Source organism: Pseudosporangium ferrugineum (assembly GCF_003002065.1).
In the GTDB taxonomy this organism is placed as follows: Bacteria; Actinomycetota; Actinomycetes; order Mycobacteriales; family Micromonosporaceae; genus Actinoplanes; species Actinoplanes ferrugineus_A.
Genome location: NZ_PVZG01000039.1, coordinates 14,009 through 30,680, shown reverse-complemented (window position 1 = coordinate 30,680; position 16,672 = coordinate 14,009). Strand labels below are relative to the sequence as shown.

At 69.4% G+C, this 16,672-nt stretch carries 16 protein-coding genes, 1 tRNA gene and 2 pseudogenes; 9 read left to right on the top strand and 10 right to left on the bottom strand.

Annotated elements, in window-relative coordinates; translation table 11 throughout:
• The 3 genes and pseudogenes from CLV70_RS37120 to CLV70_RS37110 all read right to left on the bottom strand — a co-directional run.
• On the bottom strand, window positions 1-234 hold a 234-nt coding region (locus CLV70_RS37120; protein WP_158277924.1), incomplete at its 3' end, for a transposase.
• A 33-nt stretch (window positions 235-267) separates the two neighbouring features.
• Entirely contained in the window at window positions 268-1,494 is a 1,227-nt protein-coding gene (locus CLV70_RS37115; RefSeq protein WP_106131303.1) for an IS66 family transposase, read from the bottom strand.
• Window positions 1,495-1,591: 97 nt separating this feature from the next.
• A pseudogene (locus tag CLV70_RS37110) lies at window positions 1,592-2,263 on the bottom strand (IS256 family transposase); the annotation flags it as partial.
• An 82-nt stretch (window positions 2,264-2,345) separates the two neighbouring features.
• Between CLV70_RS37110 and CLV70_RS37105 the strand changes: the two are divergent.
• Window positions 2,346-3,491 (top strand): IS701 family transposase, encoded by a 1,146-nt coding sequence (locus CLV70_RS37105; protein ID WP_425440272.1) that lies wholly within the window; start codon window positions 2,346-2,348, stop codon window positions 3,489-3,491.
• Window positions 3,492-3,671: 180 nt separating this feature from the next.
• Here CLV70_RS37105 and CLV70_RS37100 read toward each other — a convergent pair.
• Both CLV70_RS37100 and CLV70_RS37095 read right to left on the bottom strand, forming a co-directional pair.
• Window positions 3,672-4,112, bottom strand: a pseudogene (locus CLV70_RS37100) (sigma-70 family RNA polymerase sigma factor); the annotation flags it as partial.
• A gap of 102 nt (window positions 4,113-4,214) precedes the next feature.
• A complete protein-coding gene (locus tag CLV70_RS37095; RefSeq protein ID WP_342750450.1) occupies window positions 4,215-4,691 on the bottom strand; it encodes a PepSY domain-containing protein in 477 nt (158 codons plus the stop codon).
• On the opposite strand from CLV70_RS37095, the gene CLV70_RS42045 reads away from it, so the two are divergent.
• A complete protein-coding gene (locus CLV70_RS42045; RefSeq protein WP_342750449.1) occupies window positions 4,686-5,189 on the top strand; it encodes a nitroreductase family protein in 504 nt (167 codons plus the stop codon). The genes CLV70_RS37095 and CLV70_RS42045 overlap by 6 nt on opposite strands.
• Window position 5,190: 1 nt before the next feature.
• Here CLV70_RS42045 and CLV70_RS37085 read toward each other — a convergent pair whose 3' ends face one another.
• Both CLV70_RS37085 and CLV70_RS37080 read right to left on the bottom strand, forming a co-directional pair.
• The gene (locus CLV70_RS37085; RefSeq protein ID WP_106131300.1) at window positions 5,191-5,508 is read right to left on the bottom strand and encodes a superoxide dismutase; all 318 of its coding nucleotides are present in this window, start codon (window positions 5,506-5,508) and stop codon (window positions 5,191-5,193) included.
• A complete protein-coding gene (locus CLV70_RS37080; protein ID WP_106131299.1) occupies window positions 5,505-6,134 on the bottom strand; it encodes a superoxide dismutase in 630 nt (209 codons plus the stop codon). The genes CLV70_RS37085 and CLV70_RS37080 overlap by 4 nt, the downstream gene beginning before the upstream one ends.
• 614 nt (window positions 6,135-6,748) lie before the next feature.
• Between CLV70_RS37080 and CLV70_RS37075 the strand changes: the two genes are divergently transcribed.
• Window positions 6,749-6,815, top strand: a tRNA-OTHER gene (locus tag CLV70_RS37075).
• Between the two features lie 47 nt (window positions 6,816-6,862).
• Here CLV70_RS37075 and CLV70_RS39435 read toward each other — a convergent pair.
• Window positions 6,863-7,405: a transposase gene (locus CLV70_RS39435; RefSeq protein ID WP_158277923.1), complete on the bottom strand. Its 543-nt coding sequence runs from the start codon at window positions 7,403-7,405 to the stop codon at window positions 6,863-6,865.
• 257 nt (window positions 7,406-7,662) lie between these two features.
• On the opposite strand from CLV70_RS39435, the gene CLV70_RS39430 reads away from it, so the two are divergent.
• The gene (locus CLV70_RS39430) at window positions 7,663-7,932 is read left to right on the top strand and encodes a hypothetical protein (protein ID WP_146164312.1); all 270 of its coding nucleotides are present in this window, start codon (window positions 7,663-7,665) and stop codon (window positions 7,930-7,932) included.
• Here the strand turns inward: CLV70_RS39430 and CLV70_RS37070 are convergent.
• Complete coding sequence (locus tag CLV70_RS37070; RefSeq protein ID WP_170148709.1) at window positions 7,929-9,062, bottom strand: PEP/pyruvate-binding domain-containing protein; 1,134 nt, start codon at window positions 9,060-9,062, stop codon at window positions 7,929-7,931. The two genes, CLV70_RS39430 and CLV70_RS37070, sit on opposite strands and share 4 nt — an antisense overlap.
• 118 nt (window positions 9,063-9,180) lie before the next feature.
• Here CLV70_RS37070 and CLV70_RS37065 point away from each other — a divergent pair, with 118 nt between their 5' ends.
• From CLV70_RS37065 to CLV70_RS37050, 4 genes are all read left to right on the top strand, one after another.
• On the top strand, window positions 9,181-9,825 hold the full coding sequence (locus CLV70_RS37065) for a transcriptional regulator (protein WP_106131304.1): 645 nt from the start codon (window positions 9,181-9,183) through the stop codon (window positions 9,823-9,825).
• A gap of 9 nt (window positions 9,826-9,834) precedes the next feature.
• Window positions 9,835-10,437: a histidine phosphatase family protein gene (locus CLV70_RS37060; protein ID WP_106131297.1), complete on the top strand. Its 603-nt coding sequence runs from the start codon at window positions 9,835-9,837 to the stop codon at window positions 10,435-10,437.
• A 65-nt stretch (window positions 10,438-10,502) separates the two neighbouring features.
• A complete protein-coding gene (locus tag CLV70_RS37055) occupies window positions 10,503-11,447 on the top strand; it encodes an ATP-binding cassette domain-containing protein (RefSeq protein WP_106131296.1) in 945 nt (314 codons plus the stop codon).
• Window positions 11,444-12,238 (top strand): ABC transporter permease, encoded by a 795-nt coding sequence (locus CLV70_RS37050; RefSeq protein ID WP_106131295.1) that lies wholly within the window; start codon window positions 11,444-11,446, stop codon window positions 12,236-12,238. The genes CLV70_RS37055 and CLV70_RS37050 overlap by 4 nt, the downstream gene beginning before the upstream one ends.
• Here the strand turns inward: CLV70_RS37050 and CLV70_RS37045 are convergent.
• Window positions 12,156-15,287 carry an ATP-binding protein gene (locus tag CLV70_RS37045; protein WP_106131294.1) on the bottom strand — a complete coding sequence of 1,044 codons (3,132 nt, stop codon included), beginning with the start codon at window positions 15,285-15,287 and terminating at the stop codon, window positions 12,156-12,158. The two genes, CLV70_RS37050 and CLV70_RS37045, sit on opposite strands and share 83 nt — an antisense overlap.
• A gap of 133 nt (window positions 15,288-15,420) precedes the next feature.
• On the opposite strand from CLV70_RS37045, the gene CLV70_RS37040 reads away from it, so the two are divergent.
• Window positions 15,421-16,671 (top strand): cytochrome P450, encoded by a 1,251-nt coding sequence (locus CLV70_RS37040; protein WP_245908757.1) that lies wholly within the window; start codon window positions 15,421-15,423, stop codon window positions 16,669-16,671.
• Window position 16,672: the final 1 nt, after the last annotated feature.

Sequence of the window (16,672 nt, the reverse complement as noted above, 5' to 3'; positions counted from 1 at the left end):
CTCCCGTTCCAGCGCGGCGATACGTTCGGCGTCGCTGCTGGTCGTGCCCGGCCGTACGCCGGCGTCGGTCTCGGCCTTCTTCACCCACGTGCGCAGCGCCTCCGGATGAACCCCGAGCGACCCGGCGATCCGCTGGATCGCCCCGACCGCGGACGCCGGATCCCGGCGGGCCTCGACCGCCAACCGGGTCGCACGCTCACGCAGATCATCGTTGTACTTCTTCGGTGCAGGCATCGCCGGTGTTCCTCCAGGTTTCGATGTCTCCATCTAACCCGGGGCGCAACAGGTCTCCAGCAGTAGCCGGGCCTTACGCTCGCCGGGCCGGGCGCCGTGCTCGCCGGTGGCCTTCAACCCGACCAGCACACCCTGGCGGAACCGGCCGATCGGTTCGTCGGCGATCGTCTGCTCGATGCCGGCGGCACCCGCGTCGCGGGCGAGGTTCGCCTGGTGGATCAGGCCGCGCAGCGCGTCGGCGATCTGCACCGGCCATTGCTCGTCCGGATAGATCTCCGCGGCACCGTCCAGATCACGAAGCAGATGAGCACAGCACAGTTGGTGCAGCAGGTGCTCGAACGCCGTCGTGTCGTAGTTCTGATACCTGTCGTGCACGATCACCGAACCGTCGGTCAGGTCCTTGAGGACCATCGCCTTGAAGGTGCCCAGGTCGCGGCCACCGACCAGAAACTGGGTGAACAGGCTGGTGCAGGCGACCAGCAGATACCGTTCGGCCTTCTTGCGGCCCGCCGCCGGGGCGGCCGGCCCGATCCGCAGCGGGGTCTCGTCCGCGCAGAGCACATAGGCGGCGCTCAGCAGCGCCCGGATCCGTTTGTCGGCCTCGCCCAGCAGGCCGGCGGCACGCTCGAGGATGCCGTGCACGAACCCGGCCGACGGCGCGGTCCCGGTCAGTGACTCCACCAAGGCCCGGCAGCGTTGCACCGGCACAAAGTGCACCACCATCAGGTAGACACACCAGGCCTGCAGGTTCGGGCCGTACCCGACCGGCCCGCTACGGGCACCCTCCGGCCGGTCCGCGGTGTGCACGAGGCCGCACCGGCAGGCCACCGCATGCTGGTCGTACTGGGTGACCTCGACCGCGACCAGCGGAATCTCGTGCTGCTGGTAACGGTCGACCACGCCCAGGTCCCGGCCTGCGGCCATGTCCGCGCCACACTCGCACCGGCCCTGCGGGAACCGGTCACGGTGATCATCGGGCGCTTCCCGCCAGGCCAGGTTCGACCCCGGCGCACCCGGCTGCTTGCCCCGCGACCGCTTTGCGCCGCCGGCAGCGCGAGGCTTGGGCGGGGTGCGGCCCACATCATCGTCGCGCGAGGGCGGCAGCGAGGAGTTCTTCGAGTTCCGCGACAGCAGATGCTCCAGCCGGGCCAGCCGGTCGGTCAGCTCAGCGATCCGCGTGTCCTGCTCAGCGATCCGCTCGGCCTGCGCCCGGACGAGAGAGATCAGCTCGTCACGAGACAGATCCTCCAACGCCGACACGCCAAGATCAAACCATAGTGGACCAGCCGATACCCAACCGGCCGGGCCAATCACTTACCTCGCTCTGGCCGTCACCCTTCGCGCACCGCCTGAATGTTTACCGCGCCCCGTGCCGACTCAACCAGCGCATCGTCCATCGGGCGCGGCCGGTCCCGGTCGGGTCCAGGCTGCGGGTCACAAGGTACAGGCACTTCAGCGCGGCCTGCCCGCTCGGGAAATGTCCCCGCGCTCGCACGGCCCGCCGATAGCGGGCGTTCAGCGACTCGATCGCGTTCGTGGAACAGATCACTTTCCGGATCTCGACGTCGTAGTCGAGGAACGGGATGAACTCGTTCCAGGCGTTACGCCACAGCCGGATCATCGCCCGGTACTTCGTACCCCATTTCTCTTCCAGATCGTCCAGCGCAGCCGCCGCCGCGTCCGCGTTGACAGCGGTGTAGATCGGCCGAATATCACGCTTGATCGCATCCGAATCGGCTCGGGACGTCAGCCGGAACGTATTCCTGATCAAATGAATGATGCAGGTTTGCACGATGGCTTGCGGCCAGACCGCCTCGACGCTGTCCGGCAACCCTTTCAACCCGTCGCAGACGACGAAGAAGACATCGGCCACGCCACGGTTCTTCAGATCGACCAGGACGCTGAGCCAGAACTTGGCGCCCTCACCACCGGCGCCGGCCCACAGGCCCAGGACGTCCTTGTGACCGTCCACGGTGACGCCGATGGCCGCGTAGATGGGCCGGTTGGCGACCTGGCCGTCCCGGACCTTGGCTCTGTCGCCGGTTGCGTGAAGGCGGTTAGTACTGCAACCCGCTGTTGCGACCTGGGCTGCAGTGGCTCGTTGATTGGTCATGCTGGGTGGCGAGGTGCTCGACGAGTGGCAGGCCGGGCTGGACGACATGTTCGCCCTGATTGCGGGTCGTTTCGCGCGGGTGGAACCGCGGCGGTTGGCGTTCGCCTACATCCGCGGGCTGCTTGCCCCGCTGGAACGACGTAACGGATGGACGCTCTCCGAGCAGGCCGGCCGCCGCTCACCGAACGCGCTGCAAGAGATGTTGTACAGCCCGTGCTGGGACCCGGATGAGGTCCGTGACGATGTGCGGGACTACGTGGTCGAGCATCTGGGCGATTCAGGCGGGGTGCTGATCGCCGATGACACCGGGTTCGTGAAGAAGGGTGTCCGCTCAGCCGGGGTGCAGCGGCAGTACTCGGGCACGGCCGGGAAGGTCGAGAACTGCCAGATCGGCACCTTCCTGGCCTACGCCTCACCGCGAGGGCGGGCATTGATCGACCGGGAGTTGTATCTGCCGAAGTCCTGGACGCAGGATCCGGACCGGTGCGCGAAAGCGGCGGTGCCCGAGGACGTGGCTTTCGCGACCAAACCCGAACACGCCAGAGCCATGATCGAACGGGCGGTGACCGCGAAGGTGCCGTTCGCATGGTTCACCGCCGACGAGGCGTTCGGGCAGAACCCCGGCCTGCGTGACTGGCTGCAGGAACAGGACATCGCCTACGTGATGGCCACCCGCAACGACGACGAGGTGCCCGCCGGCCTGCACACCTTCTGCCCGGTCAAGGACCTGATCGGCAGCATCCGGCCGGGTGCCTGGCAGCGGCTGTCCTCCGGCGACGGGGCGCATGGCCCGAGGGTCTACGACTGGGCGTGGACCCCGATCCGCACGACGTTCCCGCACGATCGCCGGGGCTGGGTCCTGGCCCGCCGTTCGGTCAGCACCGGCGAAATCGCCTACTACCGGTGCTTCGGACGGCGCGGAACCCGGCTGCGAGATCTGGTCCGAATCGCCGGCGCCCGCTGGGCGATCGAGGAGTCGTTCCAGACCGCGAAGAACGAGGTTGGCCTGGACCAGTACCAGGTCCGTCGTTACGACGCCTGGTACGCGCACATCACCCTGGCAATGGCCGCTGCCGCGTTCCTGGTCGTGACCCGTGCCGTCGAGTCTGTAAAGGGGGTCCCGGTGCAGGCGGCGGCGAGCTGATCCCGCTGACCAGCAACGAAATCCGCCGCCTGTTCGCCCGGTTCGTCCTGACCGTCGCGCATACCGCCGAGCATCTCTGGCACTGGTCGCGCTACCGCCGCCGACGCCAGGAGCAAGCCCGCGCCTGTCATTACCGCAAACGACTCGAACCGCCGTAAGCAACGACATCGGGTTGCAGTAGTAGGACAGGCCGAGGATCTGAGTGGCGACGAACGCCTCACGCCGATCCTCGGGCAGCGCGGCGAGCAACGCACCGATGGCGTGTTCTTCCTCGAACCGTGGACGAGCGTCCATGCCGGCGGCGTCGGCGGTGAGCGTCCAGTCGGTGACCGCGGCGATCTTGGGGCGCCGGGTGAGGTTCCGGACGTGGTCGGCGGCGACTCGCCGGGCGATGGAGAACAGCCAGGTCCGTACGGATGAGCGGCCGGCGAAGTCGGGCAGGGAACGCAGCGCCCGCAGGAACGTCTCCTGCGTCAGATCGTCGATGTCGGCATCGTTGATCAACGAGCGGAGGAACCGGGCGACCTCGAACTGGGTGGCCCGGATCAGGGCGGTCGCGGCATCGGTGTAGCCGCGTCCGGCCGCGAACGCCCATCCGGTCAACTCGGCGTCGTCAGCCATCATCGTGCCCTCTCGCGATGCGGTATCGCGACGGATACGGGCGCCGGACCCGGTCGGTTCAGTTTGTGCCCGGTCCGGCCCGGATCGGCCGGACCGCACGGCTCAGCCTCCCGACGGTGCGGGCGAGACGGGCACCTCAGGCTTGCGGCGTCCCCGGACCGCGCCGACGATCAGGTCGAAGACCAGGAACACCAGTAGCGGGACACCGAACAGCGGCAGAGCGAAACCGAGGGCGACCACGGCCGGGACACCGACGACGATGCCCCACGTCGGCACCTGCTGCCAGGCGCCGCGGGCCGGTGCCGCTCCGGCGAAGGCACGTCGGTCGGCCCGGGTGGGACGACGCTGCCACCACATCCGGTAACCCCAGACGATCACGGTAATCACACCGATCGCGAGGGCGGCCAGGACGACCTGATCGGCCAGGCCGAAGAGCAGGCCCATGTGGGCGTAGATGCCCCAGGAGGTGAGTTTGGCCAGCAGCGGCCAGTCGGCGAAGTCGACCCGGTCGGTGACCGTACCGCTGGAGTCGACCGCGACGCGCCGGACGCCCTGGACCGCATCATCAAGGTCGTGCACCGTGCCCCGAGCGCCGGATTCGCCCAAGGACACCGGATCGTCGTCATCACCGACCCGGCACGCCGTGCCGAACTCGCCGCCATCGCCGAACCCTGGTACCTCGAGCACGGCCACCAGCCGTGGATCAGCCAGGCCCCCGTCCAGATCGCGATCGGTGTCCGCGAGAGCTTTCACCACGAGCGCTACCAGCAGGACGACAAGGTCGAGGCCGACGGCAGCGAGATCCCGTGGCCGGTGCCGTTCTGGTGGTTCGACAGCGGCGCCCTGCTCATGCTGCTGCAGCTGGCCGCCGCCAACGAAGGACTCGCCACCGGTTTCTACAGCCCCGCGCCGCCGGACGAGCTCGCCGCCCTGGCCGCGGTCGCCGGGCTATCGGACGACGTCGCGCTGGCCGGTGTCATGACGCTCGGCCACGCCGCCGACGACCCCGCAGTGCCGCGCGAGGCGCTGGGAGACCGTCGTAAGCCACTGTCCGAACTGGTCACCCGCATCGACTGACTCAGTCTGCGATGGGTGGCCCGGCGTGAGTTGCCTCGGCCATCAGTAGACAGAGTTCCTGGACCAGGTCATCCATGCTCTGCCCGGTCTGGGTTCGGACCAAGGCCAAGGCCAGTTCGGCGAGCAGGCAAAAACCCCGAGCCTGGGTACGTTCGTCGCCCATCGCCGCCAGCAAGTTCTCGGCGCCGGCGAAGTCGCCGCGGTGTTTGGCTGCGACGACGCCGGCGGCCTGCTGGGCGGCGAGGATGGCCGGCCCGGGCCCCGGATTCCCGGGAATACCGTTTCCCGGGCTGGTGTGATCCGAGCCGGTCGCTGTCACGGGGCGAGGATGATCGGGTTGCCGGCGGCGCGGGCCGCGTCGAACCGCTTGGTCACGTCGGCCCAGTCGACCAGGTTCCACAGCCGGTCGACATAGTCGGGGCGCACGTTCTTGTACTGCAGGTAGTAGGCGTGCTCCCAGGCGTCGAAGACCAGGACGGGTGTGGAGCCCTGGCCGACGTTGCCGTGGTGGTCGTAGATCTGCTCGACGATGAGCCGCTGCGACAGCGGCTCCCACGCGAGGACACCCCAGCCGGAGCCCTGCACGCCCTTGGTGGCGGTGGACAGCTGAGCGCTGAAGGCTTCGAACGAGCCGAAGTGCTCGACGATCGCGGCGTCGAGATCGCCGTCGGGGCGGTCGGCGCTGCTGCCGGGGCGCAGGTTGTTCCAGAAGATCGAGTGCAGCACGTGCCCCGACAGGTTGAACGCCAGGGTCTTCTCCAGGCCGACCAGCGCTGTGTAGTCGCCCTTGTCGCGGGCCTCGGCTAGCTGGTCGAGGGTGTCGTTGCTGCCCTTGACGTAGGCGGCGTGGTGCTTGCTGTGGTGCAGTTCGAGGATCTGGCCGGACATGGCCGGTTCGAGGGCGCCGTAGTCGTACGGCATGTCGGGCAGCGTGTAAACGGCCATGGAGAACCTTCCGGTGATCAAACGGGTGTGTCTCCGCCAGTATGTCTTATTGCCAAGTAGTGGCAATAGCGGAATGATGGCTTTAAGGGGCTGGGTGTTGCTTGGCCGTGACCCGCCGGCCCTGAGGCGGCGCCTGGCGTCGTTGTCGACACCGGAGGGCGTCCCGGCCCGCGATGATCCACGCTGCCGGGCGTCCTCCACCATGGGACGGATGGCCCTTCATGACGATGGCTGTCGGTGACGAATCTTCGACGGAGACTCGGGATGATGGCCCGATGCCGTGTCGAGGATGGTGATCCGCAGGTGATCGCATGTCACTGCGGCGGGTGTCACGACGCAGTAGCCGCGGTAACAGGTGTGTCGGTACTTCGCCCTGAGCAGCCCGATTGAAGCAGGTCCTACGCTGTGTGATGGTGGTGCGTGGTGATCCGGTGGTGATCGGATGTCGGCGACCGTTTCAGCACGGGCGCGACCGCATCAGCATGGTCGCGTGGCGGCTGTCGATCAGCGAGGCGCTTAAATCATGCACTCGGCCCGGACCTGCGGAAACGTGGAGTCGCTCTGAGCTGCTAATATGTCCTCGGAGACGGCTTTCAGTCCGGAGGCTACAGAGTGTGCTCGTGACCACTAGGCATCTGACTACGGATCAGAAGGTTAGGGGTTCGAGTCCCTTCGGGCGCACAAAACAAAGGCCCTGGCCAGCGGAAACGCTGATCAGGGCCTTTGGCTTATTTGAATTCTCCCCCGAAAACTCCCCGATAACGCTGGTCGGTGGTCAGGTTCGGTGACCTGCTGCGCTGCCGACCGCGCCCGATGGGGCCCGGCGCACGCCTCGCCACCCGTGACACGCATGTACGGGGATCGTTGACCAGGCACAGGGGAACACTCGTCCGTACTGGGTCTGTCCAGTTGGTGGCCGGGATCAGCCGGCCTTCGAAGGCGATCTGGAAGGCGTTCAGCGGTGCGTTTCCAACCTGGCCGTCCCTGATCTTCACGTTCACGGCGTCGACCGGGTCGACATCGGTCACCACGGTCTTGGCCCGGTGACCGTTAAGGGAGTGTCCGCTACCACGGCCCTGCGCGTCGTGCCTGTCGTAGCCGACGTGGTCGGTGATCTCACCCTCGAGCGCCGACTCCAGGACCCGCTTGGCCGGCTTCTGCAGCAGCCGCTCTCGCCGGTCAGTTCCAACCCGTGACCACGGACCCGGTCGACCAGCATCGCTATCAAGTGCCCATCGGTGGCCGAAACTGCGTTGGAGTGGTTGCGTCAAGATCGATATGCGTAGCTTTTGTGCACCCTCGGTGATAGTGATGCCCCGCGCGGAGAGGTCTCTGCTGGCGCATCTACGCGAGGCGGCTGGACCGCGCGGGCTGGAAGGACGCCACCGTGCCCAAGCCCTATCCCCCGTGATCTCCACACCCGCGCAGTCTGGTCGTGGCTGCTCGTGAGTGTCGGGCGGTCTCAGGCTCTCCGCGCCCTCGAACAGCGAGTTCGCGGTCGCCCGTACGGGAGCCTATGGTCGACGGTGTGGACCCTGGGATGAGCGATATTGGGCGACTGGAACATCTGACCGAAGTAGTTCGAGCAGCCGGCCACGATTCGCTCGAGCGCCTTGCCGTTGCGGTGCACGTGTCCGGCGAACTCCGGGCCTCCGCCCACGAACTGGTCCGCCAGTTCGTCGAGCAGGCGCGCGCATCCGGCGCGTCATGGACGGACATCGGGCTCACCCTGGGTATCAGCAAACAGGCGGCTCAAAAACGATTCTCGCCCGGGACCAGCCGACAACTCTCGGATTAGGAATCACGGCGTGCCACCGAGCCGGTGTTTCCGTCCACCTCCACTGGCGCGCCGTCGGGCAGGGCTGTCATCGCGTCCGGGACGGCCAGGACGGCAGGGAGGCCCTGCTCGCGGGCGACGATCGCGGCGTGCGAGAGCAGGCCGCCGATTTCGGTGACGACGGCGGCGACCACGCCGAACAGCGGGGTCCACGACGGATCCGTGGTGCGGCAGACGAGTACGTCACCGGGCCGTACCCGGGCGAAGTCGGCGGGGCCGCGCACCACGCGCGCCGGTCCGGTGGCGATACCCGGGCTTCCGGGCGTACCGGTGAGGGCCTTGCCCTCGGCGGCCGCGGCGGCCGGGGGTGTGGCGGGGAGGGCGGTGGTCACCGGGCGGGACTGAAGGATCCAGATCCGGGAATCGGCGATTGCCCACTCGATGTCCTGTGGGCCGCCCAGCAGGGCGGCTATCTGCCGACCGAGCTGTGCGAGCCGGGTGACCTCGTCGTCGGTGAGGCAGAAGCGATCCCGGTCGGCCGGTTCCACCCCGCGGCTGACCGTGCGGTCGATCCGGGTCTTCTTCATGCCGAGCGCCCGATGGGTGATGTCGCCGCCGGACACCACCCAGGAGTCCGGTGTGACGTGGCCGCTGACGACGCTCTCGCCCAAGCCCCAGGACGCCTCCAGCCGGATGTCGTCGCCGGTGAACATCACCCCCGCGACGTCCGCGTCCACTAGACGCTGCACCAGGACGGCGATCGTCGGTGACTCCGTGTCTCCCCGCCGGCGCCGGTATTCCACGGCGCGCTCGGACCACAGCGAGGCCCAACATCTGCGTACGGCGTCGATCACCTCGTCGGGCCCGCGGACGCCGAGGAAGGTGTCGTGCTGCCCTGCGGCGGTGGCCTGGGCGGTGTCCTCGTTGGTCGCTGAGGAGCGTACGGCGACATGACCGTCGCCGAGCCGCGGCAGTGCCCGGGCGATCGCGGCGGCCAGCTCGGCGGAGGGGCCGTCGGCCGCCTGCTCATAGGCGGAGGCCGGCACCACGAAACCAGGCGGCACCGGCAGACCTGCTTCGAGGAGCCGGGCGAGCACTGCCGCCTTGCCGCCGGACGTCGCAGCTTCGGCGTCGGCCAGGTCGATCAGCAACAGCCACTCCCCTCGGTTCCCGTGCATGGTACATCGGCCCGAATGGGGGGCTTGGCATAAGTTGCGTCGTATGTGTGGCACGTTGACGCCCCGTTCGCGAGCCTGAATGCTCACTGCCATGACTCATGCCACATCGCCAGAACTGTCTGTTCTGCACGCCCTGCGGGTGACCGGGGTGGCCGGCGACGCGGCAGTCTCTCGTCGCAGCGGCATCAACCAGGACATCGCTTCGGAGCTCCTGCGAGACTTCGAAGCGTACGGGTGGGTGACCCACGTCGAATTCGGGGACACCAGCGGGTGGACGCTCACCGAGTCCGGCCGGGACCAGGATTCCCGAAAACTGGCCGAGGAACTCGACCGGGCCGGTGGCCGCGCGACGGTCGAGCAGGCGCACAAGGAGTTCGAAGTCCTCAACGGACGACTGGTCAAAGCCTGTACAGACTGGCAGTTGCGGCCGGCTGAGGGCGACCGGCTGGCGTCCAACGACCACAGCGACCCGCAGTGGGACGGCCGGGTTCTGGACGAGCTTACGGTGATCGGCGCGGAGCTGACCCGGTTGATCGACGCTCTCGTCAGCGTGCTGGCTCGCTTCGGCGGCTACGCCGATCGGTTCGGCGCCGCGTTGGCGCGGGCACGAGCCGGAGACGGGCAGTGGGTGGCCGGAGTCGGTGTCGCGTCGTGCCACGCCGTGTGGATGGAGCTTCACGAGGATCTACTGTCGACACTCGGAATTCCGCGTGGCGTCGAGCCGGGAAGCCGGTAGATTTCTCCCGTGGCTACCCGATATCTCTACTTGGCGCGACACGGAGCGGCGGACGCTTTCGGCGAGCTCACCGACGTGGGGCACCAGCAGGCCGACCTTCTCGGCCGGCGGCTCGCCCGGCTGCCGATCGACGCGGTGTGGCATTCGATGCTGCCGCGTGCCGCCGTGAGCGCACGCGAGATCGCCAAACATCTGCCGGACGTGCCGGTCGCCGAGGCGGCCGAACTCATCGACCACGTGCCGTACGTGCCGAACGCGGACGAGATGCCCCGCGCCTGGGCCGGCTTCTTCGACGGCTACGACGAGGCTGAGGCGGCGACCGGCCGGCGTACCGCGGAGGCCCTCGTGGCACGGTTCACCAAGGCCCCCGAGCGCAACGAGCCCGACTCGCATGAGGTTCTGATCACGCACGCGTACCCGATCGCTTGGCTGGTACGCCACGCGCTGGAGGCCCCGCCCACCCAGTGGCTCGGCCTGGACAGCGCGAACACGGGCCTCACCGTGATCGATTACCGGGCCGGCCTGTCACCCACCCTGGTGATGTTCAACGACCAGAGTCACCTGTCCGGTGACCTGCGCTGGACCGGATTCCGCGCGGCCGCACGCCCGTGAGGGACCCGCTTCCGGTGTGAGCGATCTGTGCGGGGTCTGTGAGCGGCCGGTGGCAGCCTCCGCTCATGGACTTCGCATTCCAGGCCGAGGGCCTGGTCAAACGCTTCGGCAAGAAGACCGCGCTCAGCGGCCTCGACCTCGCGGCGACGGCCGGGACGGTGCTGGGCGTGCTCGGGCCCAACGGCGCCGGCAAGACCACCGCCATCCGCATCCTGGCGACTCTGATGCGGCCGGACGAGGGCCGCGCCGTCGTCGGTGGGTTCGATGTCGTGACCCATCCGTCCCGGGTGCGGCGTCTGATCGGTCTGACCGGGCAGTACGCCACCGTCGATGAGGAACTGACCGCGTTCGAGAACCTCGTGATGGTCGGACAGTTGCTGGACATGCGCAAGGCGGAGGCGGGGTCCCGCGCCGACGAGCTCTTGCGGCAGTTCGATCTGCAGGAGGCGGGAAAGCAGCGGGCCTCGGTGCTGTCCGGCGGCATGCGACGTCGCCTTGACCTCGCGGTGAGCCTGGTCGGTCGGCCGCAGATCGTCTTCCTCGACGAGCCCACCACCGGGCTGGACCCGGGCCGGCGCGAAGACCTGTGGCGGCTGGTGCGAACGATGACGGCCGAGGGGGTGACCGTGCTGCTGACCACGCAGTACCTGGAGGAAGCGGACGCGCTGGCGGACCACATCTGTGTGATCGACGAGGGCCGGGCGATCGCCGACGGGACGCCCGCCGATCTGAAACAGATCGTGGGCGGGCAGGCGATCGTCGTACGGCCGGTCGACCCGCAGCAGACGGATGTGGCCGTCGACGTGCTGGAGCAGGTTGCCGGTCGGCGCGCCGAACCGGTCGACCGCGGCGTGGTCACCGTGCCGGTGGACGACGACCGCGTGCTGCCCGAGGTGATTCAGCGCCTGGCTGCCGCGGACATTCGGCTGGCCGAGTTCTCGCTCCGTCTGCCCAGCCTGGACGAGGCCTTTTTCGCACTGACCGGCCGATCCAAGGAGGCGCGGCGATGACCACGACTGCCGAGACGTCCCGGTCGAGGCCGCTCGGGCTGGTGCGGCACAGCGCCGTCCTGGCCAAGCGAAGCCTGGTCAAGACCAAGCGCAGCCCCGGCTACCTGATCAACGGGGTGATGACCCCGGTGATCTTCCTGGTGCTGTTCCTCTACTTGTTCGGCGGTGCGGTGTCCGGGTCCACCGACAGCTACCTGCAGTACCTCTTCCCCGGGATCCTGGTGATGACCACCAGCCTCTCCGGGATGCTGGCCACCGGGCTGAACCTCAACATCGACGTCAAGAAGGGCATCTTCGACCGCTTCCGGAGCCTGCCCATCGACCGCGCGGCGCCGCTGCTCGGTTCCGTCGCCGCCGACGTCGTCCGGTACGTGGTCGCGGTGGTCATTCTGTTTGGCATCGGGTACGCGCTCGGCTTCCGGGTGCAGAGCGACCCGCTGTCGACGCTCGCCGCCGTGATGCTGGCCGTCGTTTTCGGGTTCTGCCTCAGCTGGGTCACGGTGTTCCTCGGCGTTCTCGTCCGGGACGAGGGCGCGGTGCTCGCGTTCTCGTTCGTCGCCTTCCTGCCGCTGGTTCTCGGGACGAGCCTGTCGGCACCGGTCGACACGCTGCCGGGGTGGCTGCGGGCTTGGGCGAACGTCAACCCGGTCACGCACGCCATGGACGCCTGCCGTGCGCTGCTCAACGGCGGTGCTGTCGGCGACACGGTCACCCAGACCTTGATCTGGTCGGCTGTCCTGCTCGTGATCTTCTGCCCGTTGGCCGTGCTCGCCTACCAGCGTCGGGAGTGAAGGCGGCGAGACTCTGCTGGATGAGGGCCAGGGCGGCGGGGGGTTCCAGATGGCAGGCGTCCGTATACCCGCTCGTGCCCAGCTGTTCGCCGAGCTCCTCCTCGAGGCGCAGGACGTCGGCGTCGGCCGCACCGGTCAGCGCGCGGCCGGCACCGAGCACCTGGGCCGCCGACGCCGGCGAACCGGCACGCAACAGCAGGGCCGCGACGCCGGCACCGACCGTGGCACCCATCGGGACGTGCGGCATCGCCGCGATCAGGTCCAGGCCCTCGCGCAGGTCCCGCGCCGCGCCGCGCAGGTCGCCGCGGGCCACGGCCAGGTGGCCGGCCGACAACCGGTACAGCGACCGGAAGACCCGGTCCTGCTGGGCCCCGCGGTCGTTGGCGGCGTGCTCCAGCTGGCGAGCGGCGGCGTCCAGGTCGCCCTCCTGGCGGCACAGGTCGGCCAGGAAGATCCGGGCGGTGGACGCGTAACGGCCGGCCGGCGCCTGCTCCACGATGCTCAGCAGCTCGGCGCGGGCCCCGCGGACGTCGGCGCTGCGCAGGCGGACGACCGCCAGCCAGAGTCGCTGCTGGTCGTTGGTGCCCAAGCCGTGCGCCAGTTCCGTCGACTCCTCCAGAGCGCGCAGGCTGGCGTCCAGATCGCCGACCGTCAGCCGGGCGTCGCTCGTGCTCAGCAGGCACATGGCGAGCGCCCAGCGGTCCCCTGCCCGGCGGAATCCGTCCTCGGCGCGGGTGAGGGCGTCGCACAGCGTGGCGGCTTCACCTCGCCTCGCGCTGAGGAACGACCTGATCCACCAGAGCAGGCCCCGCTCCCACGGGTCGGTCTCCGGCCCGTCGGCGACGAACACCGGGGCGGGGTCGTCGGAGGTCACCGCCAGCAGCGCCGCGGCCAGGGGATCCGTCGGCGGCAGCGTGCCGTCGTCGAGCACCCGGCGCCGGGCCTCCCGCATCGCTTCCCGGTCGCCGCCGAGGACGCTGCTGAAGAGCAGGCCGATCGCAGCAGTACGGCGTGCGTGTGCCCGCACCGGGCCGGGCATCGCCAGGGCTCGGCGCAGCCGCTCGGCCGCCTCGGTGTGCTCGCTGTTGATCACCCAGGCGTACCAGAGGGCGGCAGCCATCCGGACCGCGGTGTCCGCGTCGCCGAAGTCGGTCGCGAAGCGCAGGGCCGCCAGCAGATTGCCGCTCTCCGCGTCGAGCCGCAGCATCCAGGGGTGCTGTTGCGTGCCGCGCAGGTGTGGCGCCGCCTGCTCGGCCAACGCCAGGAAGTGTGCCGCGTGGTCGTGTCGCATCCGGAGCACCTCGCCGGCTTCGGCCAGGCGCTGCAGGGCGTACTCCCGAATCGTCTCCAGCACGGCATAGCGGGGTTCGGGGCCGTCGATCAGGGCGATGAGCGACCGGTCGAAGAGGGCGTCGAGGAGTTCCGGCTCCACCCCGAGCGACTCGGCCGCCGCGGCGTCGAAGGAGCCCGAGAAGACCCCCACGCTGCGGAGCGCCCGCCGCTCCGGCTCGCTCAGCAGGTCCCAGCTCCAGGTCACCGCGGCGTGCAGGGTCTGGTGACGGGACAGCGCGGTCCGACTGCCACCGGTGAGCAGGCGGAACCGGTCGTCCAGGCGGGCGGCCAGGTGCTCGATCGACATGGACCGCAGCCGGGCGGCGGCCAGCTCGATGGCCAGCGGCAGGCCGTCCAGCCGGCGGCAGGTCTCCACGATGTGCCCGATGTTGTTCTCGGTCACGACGAGAGCGGGGCGTGCCGCGCGGGCGCGCTCGACGAGCAGCCGCACCGCGGGGAATTCCAGCGCCTGGGGCAGCGGCGTCCCCGATGGCGGCACCGGAAGCGGCGGCACCGGGCTCAGGGCCTCGCCCGGAATCATCAGCGGTTCCCGGCTGGTCGCCACGATCCGCAGCCGCGGGCAGCCCACCAGAAGTTGCTCGATGACCCGGGCCGCTGCTTCGATGACATGCTCGCAGTTGTCCACGATGAGCACGGTCTCGGTCGGCGCCAGCGCGGTGACCAGTGCGCGTACCGGGTCGGCGGACCGGTCGGCGGGACGTACCCCCAGGGTGTGGAGCATCGTCTGCGGCACGTCGGTGGCGGCGGTCGCCGTGGCCAGCGAGATCAGCCAGACGCCGTCCGGGGCCCGGTCGGCCAGTTCGGCGGCCAGGGTGGTCGCCAGCCGGGTCTTGCCCACGCCGCCGGTGCCGACCAGCGTCACCAGGCGCTGCTCGCGCAGCTGCTCGTGGATCCGGCGGCGTTCCGCGGCCCGGCCGACGAACGACGTCAGCGGCGCACCCAGGTTGCCCCGGGACCGCTCGGTGCCGCGGTCGTCCCGCAGCACCGCCAGGTGAGCGGCGCGCAGTTCGGGCCCCGGGTCGCTGCCGAGCTGATCAGCGAGGAAGCGCCGACAGTCGGCGTAGGTGCGCAGCGCCTCCGACTGGCGGCCCTCCGCGTGCAGGGCGCGGACCAGCAGCGCATGCAGCCGCTCCCGGGACGGGTAGCTCGCCGTCAGCCCCTGGAGTTCCGCGACCAGGTCGTCGGCGCCGCACGCCAGGTCGGCGGCGACGCGGTCCTCCAGCGCGGTGAGCCGCAGCTCGGTGAGCCGGTTGACTTCCTGCGCCGCGAACGGCAGGTCCCGCACGTCGGCGAGCGGCTCGCCGCGCCACAGGGCGAGCGCTTCCCGGAGCAGCCGGCCGGCGTGCGCCGGGTCGCCCTCGCGGAGCCGGCGCTGGCCCTCCTCTCGCAGCTGTTCGAAGTGCGTGACGTCGACCGAGGCCGGGGGCAGCCGCAGCCGGTACCCGCCCGGGGTGCCCTCCACCACGGCGGGCTCCGGCAGTGACCTGCGCAGCCGTGAGACGAGTGCATGCAGCGCGTGCGAGGTGTCGGTGAGCCGGTCCTCCGGCCACAGTGACCGGGTCAGCGAGTCGGTCGGCACGGGCCGCCCGGGTTCCAGCGCCAGCCGGATCAGGAGGGTGCGCAGCCGGGCGCCACCTATCCGCACCTCGGTTCCGCCGGCGGTCACCAGCAGAGGGCCGAGCATCCCGACGTGCATGGCGTCAGTCTGTCATCCGGGGCCGGGTCACTCGAAACACCGGGACCCGGGGCTGACCCGGGTTCACCCCAGGGAATCGCGGCGTCCATGGTGGCGAACTCTGGGGGTGTGCCGGCGGATTGCCGGAGACATCATGAGGTCACCCCTTCGGTTCGGGAGATCAAGTCGTATGCCTCATGGCGAGCCCGCCCTCACGTTGTACGCCAGCGAACTCTGCGATCCGGAGCTGTACCGGCAAGGAAATCCGGAAGATCTGTGGCGGCGGATGCACGCGGCGGCGCCCGTTCACGAGGGCACTTTCGAGGGCCAGCGGTTCCACGCCGTCATCTCGCACGCGCTGATCTGGCGGGTGCTGAAGGACTCGAAGGGGTTCTCCTCCGAGCTGGGGATGCGGCTCGACCAGAACCCTGCCGCCACCTCGCTCGCGGCCGGCAAGATGCTGATCATCACGGATCCGCCGCGGCACGGCAAGATCCGGCGCATCGTCAACTCGGTCTTCACACCGCGCATGGTGGCCCGCCTCGAAGAGAACATGCGGGTCACGGCCGCCGGCATCGTCGACCGGGCGATCGAGGAAGGCGAGTGCGACTTCACCGACGTGGCCGCGCGGCTGCCGCTCTCGGTCATCTGCGACATGCTCGGTGTGCCGCCGGAGGACTGGGACTTCATGCTGGACCGGACCATGGTGGCATTCGGGTCGGGCGAGGCCGACGAGCTCGCGATGGCCGAGGCGCACGCCGACATCCTGTCGTACTACGAGGACCTGATCCGCCGTCGTCGGCGCGAACCGCGCGAGGACGTGGTGACCGCGCTGGTCAACGGCGTCGTCGACGGTACCGGGCTGACCGACGAGGAGATCTTCCTCAACTGCGACGGCCTGATCTCCGGCGGCAACGAGACGACTCGGCACGCCACGATCGGCGGGTTCCTGGCGCTGCTCGACAACCCGGAACAGTGGGCGAGATTGCGCGACGACCCCGGGCTCTTGCCAGGCGCGGTGCAGGAGATTCTCCGATACACCAGCCCGGCGATGCACGTTCTGCGGACCGCGGTCGCGCCGACCCGGATCGGGGCGTATGCGCTGAAACCGGGGGATCCGGTCGCCCTGTGGCTGTCGGCCGGCAACCGCGACCCCCAGGTGTTCGCCGATCCCGATCGCTTCGACATCACCCGGAGCCCCAACCCGCACGTCACCTTCTCGACCGGCGCGCACTACTGCCTCGGGTCCGCACTGGCCACGTCGGAGCTCACGGTGCTCTTCGACCGGCTGCTGCGGCGGGTGGGCAGCGCCGAACTCACCGGCCCACCCCGGCGTACGCGATCGATCCTGATCTGGGGTTACGACTCGGTACCCGTGCGGCTGACGGCCGGATCGGAGCGATGAC